The organism is Paenibacillus ginsengihumi DSM 21568, from assembly GCF_000380965.1.
GTDB lineage: Bacteria > Bacillota > Bacilli > Paenibacillales > NBRC-103111 > Paenibacillus_G > Paenibacillus_G ginsengihumi.
Genome location: NZ_KB905603.1, coordinates 20,415 through 33,865, shown reverse-complemented (window position 1 = coordinate 33,865; position 13,451 = coordinate 20,415). Strand labels below are relative to the sequence as shown.

The following is a 13,451-nucleotide window of genomic DNA, read 5'->3' as shown; positions in this document are numbered from 1 at the left end:
CAGGCCCATCCGTAAGCCGCAGATTGCTCCGCGTTTCTTGGCTCCCCCATGCGAAGAAGCCACCTATCCGGTATTAGCTACCGTTTCCGGTAGTTATCCCGGTCTTCCGGGCAGGTTGCCTACGTGTTACTCACCCGTCCGCCGCTCCGGATAATTCCCCCAAGGAAATCATCCAGCGCTCGACTTGCATGTATTAGGCACGCCGCCAGCGTTCGTCCTGAGCCAGGATCAAACTCTCCAATAAATATTGCTTTTACCCCGGAAAGGGGATTGGATGCTGATTCAGCTCATGGCTTTGACTTGCTTCAAGTCGCACAAACACTTGCTCGTTGTTCAGTTTTCAAAGGACAAGTTCTGTTGTGAAGCCAGTTGCATCGCTGCTTCCCAGCTTCTCGCTTTATCGTCACCTTGTTTAGCGGCGACTTTCTTAATATATCACATTCGCCTACCTCAATGCAAGTATTTTTTTAAGACCATATTTTTACTTGCATCATTTTGGATATCTTCACTTGAAGCGGCGAAGACTAATCTACCACATCCTCGAAAAGAAAGTCAAGCAGAAATATGAAATTTGTCATAAACAGTCGAAAATTCTCCATACAAGTACTATGAAGGGCAGAAAATAGACGCTTATGACGAGCGATTCCTTCCCTCGTCCGCCGTTACCTGCGGTACCTGAAATTTTGGCCCGTGGATTACCGCCAAATTTTCGGGGAGAGAGCCAGCAAATGTTGTATTTTGTACAACAAAAACGGGGCGATAAACCCTATTTGCGGCTCAATGTTGTAAAATGTGCAACATTTCGGGCGATGTTCCCGCGTTTGAAGCCAATCCCCCAAAAATTGTTGCACAAAATGCAACATTCCCCTCCTCCTTGTGCGAAGAGGACGGAAAATGTTGCATTTTTTGCAGGATTTGTCGCCTCATGTGCCCGGGAAGGGGCACGCCAACGCGGAGCTCGCACGCTTATGCGGGGTCCGAACACTAACATGGAATTCGCACGCTCATGCGGAATCTGAACGCTAACACGAATTCGCACGCTAAAAAGCGGCGCGTGTTCCAGACTATTTTCAAAAAAAGATAGAGCAGCCCCTATCTCAAGGAACTGCTCCTCTTATTGGGTAACCGCCCATTCCTGCGGCAGCGGACTTATCCGTATCATTCGGCAACGTCAGCGAATCTTCATGGCGGCCGAGAATCCGGATTCGCCCGTCACAGGCGCCTATTCTATCATGCCTTCTGCCGGGCTGCTCGCGGAAGCATAGCGTTTCTTCGGGATTCTGCCTGCCAAATAACCGAACCGTCCCGCCTGGACGGCCAATTTGAACGCCTCGGCCATCAAAGCCGGGTCCTTCGCGCCGGAAACCGCCGTATTGAGCAGCACAGCGTCAGCCCCCAGCTCCATAGCGAGCGCCGCATCGGCCGGGCCGCCAATGCCTGCATCCACGATCACCGGCACTTTCGCCTCCTCGATGATGAACCGCAGGTTATTCGGATTGACAATCCCTTGTCCGGAACCGATCGGGGATGCGCCCGGCATCACCGCCGCCGCCCCCGCCTCCTGCAGCTTGCGGGCCAGAATCGGATCGTCCGACGTATACGGAAGCACAATAAAGCCCTCATCGACCAAAATTTTGGTCGCTTCCAGCGTGCCGATCGGATCAGGCAGCAGCGTCTTTGGATCGCCAATGACTTCGACCTTGATCATGTCGCACAGACCGGAGGCTTTGGCCAGCCGCGCAATGCGCACCGCTTCCTCCGCGGTATACGCGCCTGCCGTATTGGGCAGCAGCGTAAACTGCTTCAAATCGAGCGTCTCCAAAAAATTAGGGGCATCCGGATTATCGATAGGCAAACGCCGAATGGCAAAAGTCAAAATTTCCGCGCCCGAACGCTTCACCGCCTCGCTTTGTACATCCAGAGAAGCGAATTTGCCCGTTCCCAGCAACAAGCGGGACTTAAACTCGTATGGTCCGATTTTCAACGCGCTGTTCATGTCAAGCCACTCCTTAAATAATGAATGATTTTGCAAAAAACAGGTCAGCCTCCGCCGACAAAATGGACGATTTCAATATGGTCCCCGTCGCTTAGACCGGTTTCGCTATAAGCATTGCGCTCAATAATCCGCTTGTTCAGCTCCACAACCAAAATTTTGCCTTCCAATTTGAATGCAGCCAGCAGCTCCGCTACCGTCGCAACCCCCGCTACTTCCCTCTCTTCTCCGTTCACGATGAGCCGCATAACCTCACCTCCCTCAAGCAATATGCATCAAAAAAAGGCCGACCCTAGGGCCGGCCTCGTGAACACGCGCATGAAACATGGCGTTCCCGTTCAAGAAACCACTTCCCTACGCTGGTATGATCCAGGCGCTCCGCACTTCCTGCAAGCTGCGGCGCATTCAGGTTCTAAGGGTCAAAGAATTAGCGCTTCTTTATCTCAGCCCCGCTTCCTGGGGCTCCCCTAGTGGATAAATATCATGAATATCACATACAGTATTATACCATAAGAATCGGAACCTGGGTTATACGAATCTACTTTTGCTTTTTATCTCGTATACTTCTTATCTCGTATAGCGCAGTTCCAGCTCGGACACATCGTCATTCATCGCAAATGCAATTTCTTTGACCAGCGATTTTTTGACGAGGGCACTCATGAGCAGCGACAACTCGTCCTGAATCTCGGACATGACCGATTCTTGCCTCAGTTCCTCCAGGCTCCACGCCTGCTCCCGCCCCGCCAGCAGTTCCAGAAGCGGCTTGCAGCATTCCTTCACCTTGGACATAACGGAAAATTCGCAAGCGAGCAGCACCAGCTCGATCCTCTGCTTCAATGTCTCGCCGCTCAAGGTCAATTCTTCGTACAATTTATAGACGCCCGGATTGATCGTTTTGACCTGGCGCCAGATCATCGGCTCGGGATAGACGCCTTCTTCGATCACAGCGATTCGCGCCCAGGAATGGATGGCATCAAGGATACAATTGTACGCATCGAGAGATTGGTCCTGCTGATTGTACTCCTTGGCATACATGTAGCTTCGCAAAAATTTGGCGAACTCGTTCAGCAGCTTACGGTTCCGCAAAGCTTCAGGACAATCGAGCACATCCCGGCGTAAAGTCTCCAAATACATATCGCGGTCCAACAAAATCTCTCCCTTGGCGATCCAATGAACGGCTTCTGCCTGCGTGCCGTCGAGAATCCAGCGTTCCAGCTTATCCTTGCTGATCCATCTTTCTTGTATGCGGCGGTTGTCTCTTATATAATGATATTGTTGACCGGTACAGCCGGCATCGCGGCTAACGATCAGCAGCAGATCGAATCCGTCGGACAACGGGAAATAAGGGAATGCTTTCGCCATTCCCGCTACGCCGATCACACGCTGGTCCGCACGGTATTTCTCTATCGTTCGATCGTTCACAGAGTCCACGACTCTCAAGCCCCCTTACGGCTTATGAAACATTTGTTTGTGTTTTCTACTTCTACACGAACAACCGGTTTCCTGCAAAGAAATGAGACAATTTTCACATTCCTTCAATTGAAAGTAGTGAGGCGCATGATATTTAAGTCCAGTAAAGTCAATGAGTTCCGTTTATGGGGATTGTTGCTAACGATGGGCGGCATGCTGCTGATGATCGTCGGCCTTGCAGGCATCGTCTTCGATTGGGGAACCGTCGGCCGATGGTTCGCCGTATTTTGCGCAGCGATCGGAGCGATTGCCATGCTGTGCAGCATGGGCGTCTACTTTGCGGCCGGCATGCTGTCGACGAGCGCTACCGTCGTGCAATGTCCGGAATGCGACCGGATGACCAAGATGCTCGGCAAGACAGACCGCTGTATGTACTGCAAGACCATTCTCTCCCTCGACCCGAAGCACGCTCCCAAGGACAGCGGAGATGCTCCCGCTCCCCCTGCCGGCGATGCCGGACTCGAGACGAATACAGCGCATACGCCTCGATAGGCCGCCCTGCCGCATATCGCGCCGCGCCGAACCTGCGCAAGCGCGCAACCGCCGCACGCCCGGGCAACAGGTTCGGCGCGGCGCTTGCCAAGACAAGCAAAGCCTCCGGCCGCTTCAAGCGGTGCGGAGGCTTTGCTGTCAGGTTCAGCTCAAGGCTGCAAGGTGTCGTCGATCCACTGCCAAGCTTGCGGATTCTCAAAACCGCGGCGCCAAGAGGCAATGCCGGCCAAATCGTACTTATGAACAAGGTCGATTCTCGCTTTCACCGACACCTCGTCCTCCAGCCAAATTTTGTGCAGCTTGCCGTCTTCCTCGTACTCGACGTAATTTTGCCCGGCAGCCTTATCGAACGTCGTCTTTAAGTTTTTTTCCCGAATAATCCTTTGCGCCGTATCCATATAGATCGCCCGCGAAGATACCTTCGTCTTTCCATCTTGCTTCTCCTCCGTCCAGACGCGCGTGTAGAAGGGCACCCCCAGGAGCAGCTTCGAGGGCGGAATGCCGTCCTCCTCCAGCAGCCGCCGGACGGAGTTCTCCACCCATGGCAGAGAAGCGACGGAGCCGGCCTTCGGGCTCGTGGCCCAGTGCTCGTCGTATGCCATCAGCATCATATAATCGACAGATTCAATCAGCGCCGGGCGGTCATAGAACATCGACCACGATGCGCTGGTCGATTTCGGCGTGACGTCTATCGATACGACCAGCCCTTGCTCGTGAGCGAGCGGCGTAAATTCCCTGACGAACTGCACAAGCTTCTGCTTGTCGTCGATGTTTACATTTTCAAAATCGATATTGATGCCCTGAAGCGAATACAGCTCGGAAAAAGCGAGCAGTTGCTTGATCATCTTCATGCGCGAATCGTAGGTGGCCAAAGCTTCGGTCGTCCGTTCCGGATCGAAGCCGTTGCTAAAAAGCGCCCATACCTGGTAATTTCGGCTGTGGGCCCACTTGACGTACTCGGCGCTGGCCAGATTGCTGAGATTTCCGTCGCCATCGCGCAGATGGAACCACGTGGGGCTTACGACGTGCAGGCCGGGCATCGCGGGAATTTTGGCCGTATCCGGATTTTTGGACACGACGTGCTCCCAGGTCAGATTGATCTTCTCGCCGTTTTTGGGCTTCCATGGATCGTATTTCTTCCTGGGCTCCTGCTGCGGAATCACTTCCTCCCGCAGGTCCGTAATCTGATGGCTCCGCACGAAGCCGCGGTGGCCGTTGCCTAGTTGAACGCGCAGCCATTCGCCCTCCTCGCCCCATACGATCAGCTCTTCGTCCTGCTTCAAGTCGGCCAGGATCGGCGCCTTGATGTCGGGCGCTTTTCGCATCGGGATCGTCTTCGCCGGCTTATCGTCATACACTGCGGTGCGTCCCCAACGGATCGCATCGCCTTCCTTGAACATCAGCACGGCTCCGGTCTCCGGCGATTCGCGAAGCTCGATACCGTACAGCTCCTTGAGCGGATCTGCCGGCAAATACAGCTTGCCTTCAGCGGTCTTTTCGAGAGGAAATTGCAGCTTGATCGGCTTCTCGTTGATCATGCCCGTCAGCTCGCTCGTCCTGAGACGAACGACCTTATCTTCCGTCGTAATGATGGTGGAGTCGGTTTCGGGCTCATGAATCATTGCCGGATCGATCCACTCCTTGACCAAATCGAAAGAAAGCTTCAACGAATCCTGCTGCCCGATCGCCGGCTGCTCCAGCATCTCCCCGTTATAAAACACCGGCTTCCCGTTGCCGCCAAAATCCGGCGCTTCGTGCCGCCAGTTCGGAACATATTCCTTCCATGCATAAGCGCCTGCCGTTCCCGCCAGTATCCCCAGCATCAGAAGCAGCAACGGCCGCTTGCGTCCCTTCCGCCTCATCTGACGTTGCGTTCGATTCAGTCTCGGTTTCATCGATTCTCCCCATGAATTGATATAACTAAAAAAGGACGTCCTGCGCGTCTCTCGCCTACCTTGGCCAGCCGACGCCAGACACGTCCATTATCCATCCCTCGATCCTGTACTCGTCCCAAAGTACGGCAAATCGCCCTCCCCGATAGGCTCCGCCAAGCCGTTACGCTTTCGCCTTCGAGGCGCAGTCGGAGCATGTGCCGTAAACCTCCAGACGATGGCTCTTGACTTTAAATCCGGTCAGCTCTCCCGCCGTCTTCTCCAGATCGTCGAGCGGCTTGTAAGCAAAATCGACCAGCTTGCCGCACTCTTCACAGAGCGCATGATAGTGATCCGACAGATCGGCGTCGAATCGGCTCGATTGATCTCCGTAGGTCATTTCCCGGACGAGACCTGCTTCGATAAACACCTTCAAATTATTGTATACCGTAGCTACGCTCATGTTGGGAAAACGCGGCGATAGCGCCTTATAGATTTCGTCTGCCGTCGGATGCGACATGGTGTTCAACAAATACGACAGTATGGCGTTTCGCTGGGGCGTCATGCGTACCCCGTTCGATTTGAGATGTTCCAATGCCTGTTCCAATCGGGATGTCATCCGGTCTCACCGCCCTTGCTCTCTAGCGAAGGAATCCTTTCGTATCCATATATTTTACGCCGAAGCCGGAACGATTGTCAATGTTAGCCGCCTGCACCCCCGCCGATCGACAGGCTCATCAGGAGTTGAGGCCGGCCGCATTCCGGACGGCAAGCACGACAGCCGCAACCGCTATGGCAACGACGACGCCGATAATATCGAGCTGGACCGGACGGCCGCTATCCTTGTAACGCCGGTTCAGCCAGAGGCATTCTGCGCCAAGCAGTACAAAAAGCAGCGGCCACCATGCGGCCAATAGAGGCAGGATCTGCGTTCCCGCGATTTGATCTGCGATCGCTCCCGCGCCTACGAGAATAAGCAGCATGGCGGCGGTATAGCGGCCTGCCTTCAGCATCGGGAATCCCCTCCTTACGGTTTTCGCGATTCTTTAAAAAACAGGTAAACGCCGATCACAATGAGCAGGACCGCGCCGACGGACGAGCCGAGAAACTCGAAGGCCTTGTTCAGCCAGTGCGGCTTGCTGCTGATCATAAAGAGCAACACCCCTCCGGCAATCAGCACGTACCCGAGGCTGCCTTTGCCGCCCATTGGCTTGTTCGCCCGCCCCGCCGGGACCGTCCCCGGGCCTGCGTACCAGTCCTCGTAGCCCCCGGCGCCGGGGCTGCCATTCATACGGTCAGCCTGCTGCAGCGCATCGAAAATATTATAGAAGTAAATCACCGGAATCATCAGCGAAAACAGCACGATCAGCGGGATGTTCGTCTCTGCGTGAAGCCCCGTAAATACGATCGCGACGATATTGAGGGCAAGGAGCAGCATAATCGTGACTCCCCGCTGCATCAGCCCCAAATAGAATTGGCCCGTACCCGGAATGATAAACGAGAGAAGGCCTGCCACCCACTTGCTTTTGTAAGGTCTTCTCGGCATAAACGGGTCGAACGGCTGCCTATACCCTCCTCCCCAACGCCGCAGCCTTTCCTTTAAAAATTCCTCCTCCGGATCTACCTTCGCTTCATTGGTCTCTTCGTACGGATCTTTCATCGACTTGCCGCCTCCAATTTATGTTCGTTCAAAATTATAAAAGCAGCTGGCGCGATACGGACTCGATCAAGTAAGCCAATTGCTCGGCCGATTGCCGTATTCCCGTGCCGATCCCGTTAGCGTCGAACGACAGCAGCCTGCCTAAGAGTCCTGTGGACACGAACAGCCAGGTAGCCGCCGCGGCCACCAAGCCGTTGGACAGCTCGCGGCGCGAAAGGCCGCTCGCGCTGCGCTCCGAACGTTGCTCCTCGCCGGACGGCGCACCTTCGGACGCTCCCGCCGGGCCGGATTGGATCGCTTCCATGATCTGCTCGGTCAATCCGTCGGGCGCCTTGCAGAGCGGCATATCGTCCAGCAGCATCTCCAGCTTCAGGAAATCGCGCAGTTTGGCGAAGCAGCCGGGACAGCTGTTCAGATGCTTGCGCAGCCGCTTCCATTCCAATTCCGATACTTGATTATTTAAAAACCTTTGCAGCTGACGTTCGTCCGGATGCATGCTGTTCATGTCCTCTCACCTCCAGCCATTTTTGCTTAAGCAGCGATTTGCCGCGGTACAGCCTCGTCTCAACCGTCTTTACCGGCAAATCGGTCACTTCCGATATTTCCTGGTAAGACAGCTGCTTGTAGTGGTACAAATACAGAATCAAGCGGTATTTGTCAGGCAGCTCGGACAGCAGCCTCTGCATCGTTTCCTGCTCTTCCTTCCGCAGCGCCCTCGCCTCGGGCTCCGCCGAACGGTCCGCGAACCACCCTTTGACTTTGTCCAAAATGGCCTCATACGGCTTGCGCCGCTGCGATCGCCGATAATCGGACACGAGGTTCACCGTCACCCGATAGAGCCACGTTGTGAATTTGGCATCTCCGCGAAAGCTGGCAAGGGAACGATACAGCTTGATAAACACTTCCTGCGTAATATCCTCGGCGGTTTCGCGGTGCTCTACCATGCGGTAAACGAGCGTATATACGTAATGCTTATGACGTTCGACCAAGCGCCGGTACGCCTCCTCATCGCCTTGCCGGAGCCGTTCCACCAGCGCTTCGTCCGCCAATGGTTCCATCGTTCGCCTCACCGCCCATGCCTGCAGGATTGTTTTCATTTAGATTAGACGATGCCGCTTCGCCAATCCCTTCAAATTCTCCAATGTTCATTGTATCATGAATCGCTTGCTTTCATCGGTCCGCGCGAGCCTTCCTAATTATAGAAAAAAACGCCCCCGATTCGGCGGCAAAGCCGGGACGAATCAGAGGCGATATCGGACAGGCCGAACGGCGGGTGCCGTCCGCATTTGGCAAACTGCCATAGATCATACGATTTTTTGCAGCATCGTCAAGATCACGCCGGGGGCGATCTCCATCTCCCGGTACGCTTCGAAGCCGTGCTTTTCGTAGAGCCGGATAGCGGGAATATTTTGCACGCCTGTCGACACCTGCAGACGCATGCCGGGAAGCGCGAGCTTCTCGACATGCCGAAGGAGGCGGCTTGCAATCCCTTGGCGAAAAGAAACGGGATCGACCATCAGCCGGGTAATGATCAGCTCCCTGGCTTCCTGCTTGCAGGCAACCGCTCCCGCCAGCTTATCGTTCCTAAAGCAGCCGAAGAACGTCTCCCGCGATTGCCGGATCGACTGCGGCGTGTCCATCAGAGGCGGGATCTCCTCGAAGCCGATAAGCTCCGCCTCCACGCGATAAGCTTTCTGCTGCAGGTACAAAACCTCAAGCACCTCATGCAGATCGTCCAGATCGAGCTGGCGAATCGTCATGCGTAAGGCCCTCCTGTCTTCACTAAAGCGATTGGCGGCAATACGGGATGATAGCGCTGACAATCAAGCGCGAATGAAGCCTGAGCTTCTCCCGTACAGGGAACCGCTCAGGCTTCGTTCGCCGCCGCTGTCCGGCGCGATAGTTTACGGGGTTCACAGTTAGCCCCGCGAATCATTCAGGCTTTTAACCGTTCGATAATAAGCTTGTTCACAAGCCCCGGATTCGCCTTGCCCTTCGTCTCCTTCATGACCTGGCCCACCAGGAAGCCGATCGCTTTCTCTTTGCCCGCCTTGTAATCAGCGACAGACTGCGGGTTCGCTTCGATCACTTTGTCCACGATCGCCAGAATGGCGCCTTCGTCGCTGATCTGGACAAGGCCCTGCTCTTCGACGATCGTCTGCGGGCTTTTGCCTGTCTCCAGCATCGCTTTGAAGACCGTTTTGGCGATTTTCCCGCTGATCGTCCCTTTCTCGATCAGGCCGATCATTTCGCCGAGCCCCTGTCCGGTCATCCGCACCTCGGAAAGCTCCAGATTGTTCGCGTTCAGATAGCCCAGCAGGTCGCCCATGATCCAGTTGGCCGCCGCTTTGGCGTCCTTCGTATACTTCAAGCTCTCCTCGAAGAAATCGGCAAGCGCCATGGAAGCGGTGATTACCTCCGCATCATAGCTGGACAATCCGTAGTCGCGAATGTAACGGCTTTTGCGGGCGTCCGGCAGCTCCGGAATCGACGCGCGCACCCGATCGATCCAGGCGTCGTCGATGTGCAAGGTTACCAGGTCGGGGTCCGGGAAATAGCGGTAATCGTGCGCCTCTTCCTTGCTGCGCATGGAAATCGTTTTGCCTTGCGCCTCATCCCAGCGCCGCGTCTCCTGAATAACCCTTCCTCCGCTGTCCAGCACGTCAGCCTGGCGCCATTCCTCGTATTCGCAGCCGCGCTGCACGCCGCGGAACGAGTTCATGTTCTTCAGCTCGGTCTTCGTGCCGAATTCCTGCTGGCCGTAAGGACGGAGGCTGATGTTGGCATCGCAGCGGAGCGAGCCTTCCTCCATCTTGACGTCCGAGACGTCGCAGTACTGCATGATGGCCCGCAGCTTCTCGAGGTAGAGCCGGGCCTCTTCCGGCGTGCGAATATCGGGCTCCGAGACGATCTCGATCAGCGGCGTGCCGACGCGGTTGAAATCGACGAGCGAGGCGCGGCCGCCGTCGATGTGCGTCAGCTTGCCGGCATCCTCCTCCAGATGAACCCGCGTGATGCCGATCCGCTTCGTCTGGCCGCCGACTTCGATCTCGATCCAGCCGCCAAGACCGATTGGCTTGTCGTATTGGGAGATTTGGTAAGCCTTCGGCGAGTCGGGATAAAAATAGTTTTTGCGGTCGAACTTCGTCTCCTTGCTGATCGTGCAGTTCAAGGCGAGCGCCGCCTTCATCGCAAATTCCACCGCCTGCCTGTTCAGCACGGGAAGCACGCCGGGGTGGCCCAGGCAGATCGGGCACGTATGCGTATTCGGCGGAGCTCCGAAGGCGGTGGAGCAGCCGCAAAAAATTTTCGATTTCGTATGAAGCTCCACGTGCACTTCCAGTCCGATGACCGTTTCGTATTTGTTGGCGGTTGCCGTCAATTCGGGTGGCTCCTTTCTGTCAAAGCTGCGGGCGGCGCTTATGGTGCTCCGTATGCTGCTCATAAGCGTGGGCCGTCCTCAAAATAGTCGACTCGTCCAGCGCCTTGCCGATGATCTGCAGTCCAACCGGCATACCGTCTGCGAATCCGCACGGCACGCTGATGGCCGGAATGCCGGCAAGGTTAACCGGAATCGTCAATATATCGTTCAAATACATCATCAACGGATCGTCCGTCTGCGAGCCGATTTTGAACGCCGTCGTCGGCGCTGTCGGCCCGATGATGACGTCATAGCGCTCGAACACCTGCTCGAAATCCCGCTTGATCAGCGTGCGCACCTTCTGCGCTTTCAAATAATACGCATCGTAGTAACCGGAGCTCAGCGCATACGTTCCAAGCATGATGCGGCGCTTCACTTCCGCCCCGAAGCCCTCGCTGCGCGATTTCAAATACACGTCCATCAGATTGCTCGGGTTGTCGGCCCGCACGCCGTAGCGCACGCCGTCGAAGCGGGCGAGATTGGAGGACGCCTCGGAGGAAGCGAGCAGGTAGTAGGCGGCAACGGCATATTCCGTATGCGGCAGCGACACTTCCTCGACGACGGCGCCCAATCCTTCCAGCACCTTGAGCGCGGTCCATACCGCGTCCTTCACCTTCGGATCGACGCCTTCGCCGACGTATTCCTTCGGCACCGCGATGCGCAGGCCTTCTATATTGCCGGTCAACGCGCCGACGTAATCCGGAATGTCCGCCTTCAGCGAGGTCGAGTCCATCGGATCGTGTCCGGCGATCGCCTGCAGCAAATAAGCGCTGTCCTCCACGTTTTTGGTCAGCGGGCCGATCTGGTCGAGCGACGAGGCGAACGCCACCAGGCCAAAGCGGGACACGAGCCCGTAGGTCGGCTTCAATCCGACGACGCCGCAGTAGGACGCGGGCTGGCGAATCGAGCCGCCGGTATCGGAGCCGAGCGCGAAGTAAACCTCGCCGGCCGCAACGGCTGCCGCCGAGCCGCCGCTCGAGCCGCCCGGGACGTATTCTGTATTCCAGGGATTATATGTAGGATGGAAAGCCGAGTTCTCGTTGGAGCCGCCCATAGCGAACTCATCCATATTCAGCTTGCCTATCGATACGGCATCGGCAGCCTGCAGCTTCGCCGCCACCGTGGCGTTGTAGACCGGCTTGTAATTGCTCAAAAAACGGCTGGCGCAAGTCGTCACGACACCCTCTGTGACGATATTGTCCTTAATGCCGATCGGCAGACCGAACAGCAGCCCCTTCGGCTCCCCGTCCGTTCTGCGCTTGTCCAGAGCGGCGGCGGCGGCGCGCGCCCTCTCCTCGTCCAGCGTCAAAAAAGCCTTGACCTTATCCTCCACCTGGCCGATTCGCCGATAAGACTCGTCCACCAGATCGGTTACCGAAATCTCGCCGTTGCGAAGCTTGTTATGAATTTCCTGCAATCTTAAGTCAAACAGCGGCAAACCTGTATCCTCCCTTCAAATATCGAACACTTTTCCGGTTTATTCCAGAACGGCCGGCACTTTGATTTGTCCGTCCTCTTCGTCCGGCGCGTTCAGCAGCACCTGTTCAACCGGCAGCGACGGCCGGATCTCGTCCTCTCTCATCACATTCGTCAGAGGCACGGCATGGCTGGTCGGCTCCACGCCCTCGGTATCCAGCTTGTCGAGCTGCTCCGCGTATTTCAAAATCGCGTTCAACTGGCCAGCGAACTGCTCCTTCTCCTGCTCGGTCAGCTCCAATCTGGCGAGCGAAGCCACATGCTCGACTTCCTTGATCGTAATGCTCATTCTTTAGCACCTCACCCAATCAGCAGTCATTCTACATATTATAGCACCGATAGACACAAAAAAACACCATGCATCATGGCGTTCATCATATCAGCCGGGCGGCCAGCCGCCATCAGCCTGTAATGTTCAATGAAGCTGCGAATTCGACCGGAATCAAATCCATGCTTTCAAATTGATCTGCTTGATGAAATCTTTGTTGCTCTGCACTTCCTTGCTCACTTCCGGTTCGTTCTCGATCTTCTCCCCGTTCATGATGCGACGGAACAGCTCCTCGTTCCGGGTCGACAAGGCGAAATCGATCAGCGCCTCGCGCTCGAGCCGCTCCACCTCCCGCTGAACGAGAACTTCCTCAAGCTCGATATCGGCCGCAGGCACGAAATAATGTTTGTTCGTTTTCGGAACCCGTACGACATAATCAAACACATTATCCGCATTCCGGTCATAGGCGATAATGTATCCGTATTCGCCGACTGGCAAATTTTGCTCGAAGCTGTCCGCAACAATATACACCTTTTGCCCCAGTCGCAGCATACTCGCCCCTCCTTTGTCCCATAGAGCCTGTTGATCCATGTCCGAACGGCGGTATATTAGCAGGGTACGCAACGTACCGCAGTCTGTTTGTCTTGTAGTTCGAATAATGCTTGCCATGAATCGATCGGCGCTTTGCCAAAACCATTTTGACTGATTCTATTAATTGTACCACCGCTCGCGATGTTTGGCAATGCTCGGAGGTTGTCCTCCCAGCCGGAATCCGGAGGAATTCGGCAAGTGACCCGATA

General features: G+C 55.6%; 15 protein-coding genes, 1 rRNA gene and 1 riboswitch. Of the genes, 1 reads left to right on the top strand and 15 read right to left on the bottom strand.

Annotated features, from left to right (window positions below; all coding sequences use genetic code 11):
• The 4 genes from F591_RS0121210 to F591_RS0121190 all read right to left on the bottom strand — a co-directional run.
• Positions 1-244 (bottom strand): 16S ribosomal RNA (locus tag F591_RS0121210); the annotation flags it as partial.
• A gap of 978 nt (positions 245-1,222) precedes the next feature.
• On the bottom strand, positions 1,223-1,996 hold the full coding sequence (locus F591_RS0121200) for a thiazole synthase (RefSeq protein ID WP_019536622.1): 774 nt from the start codon (positions 1,994-1,996) through the stop codon (positions 1,223-1,225).
• 44 nt (positions 1,997-2,040) lie between these two features.
• A complete protein-coding gene (gene thiS, locus F591_RS0121195) occupies positions 2,041-2,241 on the bottom strand; it encodes a sulfur carrier protein ThiS (RefSeq protein WP_019536621.1) in 201 nt (66 codons plus the stop codon).
• Positions 2,242-2,327: 86 nt separating this feature from the next.
• Positions 2,328-2,472: riboswitch (TPP riboswitch) on the bottom strand.
• Between the two features lie 88 nt (positions 2,473-2,560).
• Entirely contained in the window at positions 2,561-3,424 is an 864-nt protein-coding gene (locus F591_RS0121190) for a nucleotidyltransferase-like protein (protein WP_019536620.1), read from the bottom strand.
• 126 nt (positions 3,425-3,550) lie between these two features.
• Between F591_RS0121190 and F591_RS0121185 the strand changes: the two genes are divergently transcribed.
• Positions 3,551-3,955 carry a DUF2614 family zinc ribbon-containing protein gene (locus tag F591_RS0121185; RefSeq protein ID WP_040742232.1) on the top strand — a complete coding sequence of 135 codons (405 nt, stop codon included), beginning with the start codon at positions 3,551-3,553 and terminating at the stop codon, positions 3,953-3,955.
• 149 nt (positions 3,956-4,104) lie between these two features.
• Here F591_RS0121185 and F591_RS0121180 read toward each other — a convergent pair whose 3' ends face one another.
• The 11 genes from F591_RS0121180 to F591_RS0121130 form a co-directional block, all read right to left on the bottom strand.
• Entirely contained in the window at positions 4,105-5,850 is a 1,746-nt protein-coding gene (locus F591_RS0121180; RefSeq protein ID WP_019536618.1) for a glycosyl hydrolase family 18 protein, read from the bottom strand.
• Positions 5,851-6,010: 160 nt separating this feature from the next.
• A complete protein-coding gene (gene perR, locus F591_RS0121175; RefSeq protein ID WP_019536617.1) occupies positions 6,011-6,445 on the bottom strand; it encodes a peroxide-responsive transcriptional repressor PerR in 435 nt (144 codons plus the stop codon).
• 118 nt (positions 6,446-6,563) lie between these two features.
• The gene (locus tag F591_RS0121170; protein WP_019536616.1) at positions 6,564-6,839 is read right to left on the bottom strand and encodes a LiaF transmembrane domain-containing protein; all 276 of its coding nucleotides are present in this window, start codon (positions 6,837-6,839) and stop codon (positions 6,564-6,566) included.
• A gap of 14 nt (positions 6,840-6,853) precedes the next feature.
• Positions 6,854-7,486, bottom strand: a complete 633-nt coding sequence (locus F591_RS0121165; protein ID WP_019536615.1) for a hypothetical protein — start codon at positions 7,484-7,486, stop codon at positions 6,854-6,856.
• A gap of 34 nt (positions 7,487-7,520) precedes the next feature.
• Positions 7,521-7,991: an anti-sigma factor family protein gene (locus F591_RS0121160; protein ID WP_019536614.1), complete on the bottom strand. Its 471-nt coding sequence runs from the start codon at positions 7,989-7,991 to the stop codon at positions 7,521-7,523.
• Positions 7,942-8,544 carry an RNA polymerase sigma factor gene (locus F591_RS0121155; RefSeq protein WP_026326788.1) on the bottom strand — a complete coding sequence of 201 codons (603 nt, stop codon included), beginning with the start codon at positions 8,542-8,544 and terminating at the stop codon, positions 7,942-7,944. The genes F591_RS0121160 and F591_RS0121155 overlap by 50 nt, the downstream gene beginning before the upstream one ends.
• A gap of 246 nt (positions 8,545-8,790) precedes the next feature.
• Positions 8,791-9,246 (bottom strand): GNAT family N-acetyltransferase, encoded by a 456-nt coding sequence (locus F591_RS0121150; RefSeq protein WP_019536612.1) that lies wholly within the window; start codon positions 9,244-9,246, stop codon positions 8,791-8,793.
• Between the two features lie 176 nt (positions 9,247-9,422).
• A complete protein-coding gene (gene gatB / locus F591_RS0121145; RefSeq protein WP_019536611.1) occupies positions 9,423-10,868 on the bottom strand; it encodes an Asp-tRNA(Asn)/Glu-tRNA(Gln) amidotransferase subunit GatB in 1,446 nt (481 codons plus the stop codon).
• A gap of 19 nt (positions 10,869-10,887) precedes the next feature.
• A complete protein-coding gene (gene gatA, locus F591_RS0121140; protein ID WP_019536610.1) occupies positions 10,888-12,345 on the bottom strand; it encodes an Asp-tRNA(Asn)/Glu-tRNA(Gln) amidotransferase subunit GatA in 1,458 nt (485 codons plus the stop codon).
• A 39-nt stretch (positions 12,346-12,384) separates the two neighbouring features.
• Entirely contained in the window at positions 12,385-12,672 is a 288-nt protein-coding gene (gene gatC / locus F591_RS0121135; RefSeq protein WP_019536609.1) for an Asp-tRNA(Asn)/Glu-tRNA(Gln) amidotransferase subunit GatC, read from the bottom strand.
• A gap of 153 nt (positions 12,673-12,825) precedes the next feature.
• A complete protein-coding gene (locus F591_RS0121130; protein WP_019536608.1) occupies positions 12,826-13,203 on the bottom strand; it encodes a hypothetical protein in 378 nt (125 codons plus the stop codon).
• Positions 13,204-13,451 lie beyond the last annotated feature (248 nt).

Bases quoted from the DNA above. Each gene is read 5' to 3' on its own strand.
- F591_RS0121185 (WP_040742232.1), top strand. From the start codon at position 3,551: ATGATATTTAAGTCCAGTAAAGTCAATGAGTTCCGTTTATGGGGATTG.
- F591_RS0121170 (WP_019536616.1), bottom strand. From the start codon at position 6,839: ATGCTGAAGGCAGGCCGCTATACCGCCGCCATGCTGCTTATTCTCGTA.
- thiS (WP_019536621.1), bottom strand. From the start codon at position 2,241: ATGCGGCTCATCGTGAACGGAGAAGAGAGGGAAGTAGCGGGGGTTGCG.
- F591_RS0121165 (WP_019536615.1), bottom strand. From the start codon at position 7,486: ATGAAAGATCCGTACGAAGAGACCAATGAAGCGAAGGTAGATCCGGAG.
- F591_RS0121180 (WP_019536618.1), bottom strand. From the start codon at position 5,850: ATGAAACCGAGACTGAATCGAACGCAACGTCAGATGAGGCGGAAGGGA.
- F591_RS0121150 (WP_019536612.1), bottom strand. From the start codon at position 9,246: ATGACGATTCGCCAGCTCGATCTGGACGATCTGCATGAGGTGCTTGAG.
- perR (WP_019536617.1), bottom strand. From the start codon at position 6,445: ATGACATCCCGATTGGAACAGGCATTGGAACATCTCAAATCGAACGGG.
- F591_RS0121200 (WP_019536622.1), bottom strand. From the start codon at position 1,996: ATGAACAGCGCGTTGAAAATCGGACCATACGAGTTTAAGTCCCGCTTG.
- gatC (WP_019536609.1), bottom strand. From the start codon at position 12,672: ATGAGCATTACGATCAAGGAAGTCGAGCATGTGGCTTCGCTCGCCAGA.
- F591_RS0121160 (WP_019536614.1), bottom strand. From the start codon at position 7,991: ATGAACAGCATGCATCCGGACGAACGTCAGCTGCAAAGGTTTTTAAAT.
- F591_RS0121130 (WP_019536608.1), bottom strand. From the start codon at position 13,203: ATGCTGCGACTGGGGCAAAAGGTGTATATTGTTGCGGACAGCTTCGAG.
- F591_RS0121155 (WP_026326788.1), bottom strand. From the start codon at position 8,544: ATGGAACCATTGGCGGACGAAGCGCTGGTGGAACGGCTCCGGCAAGGC.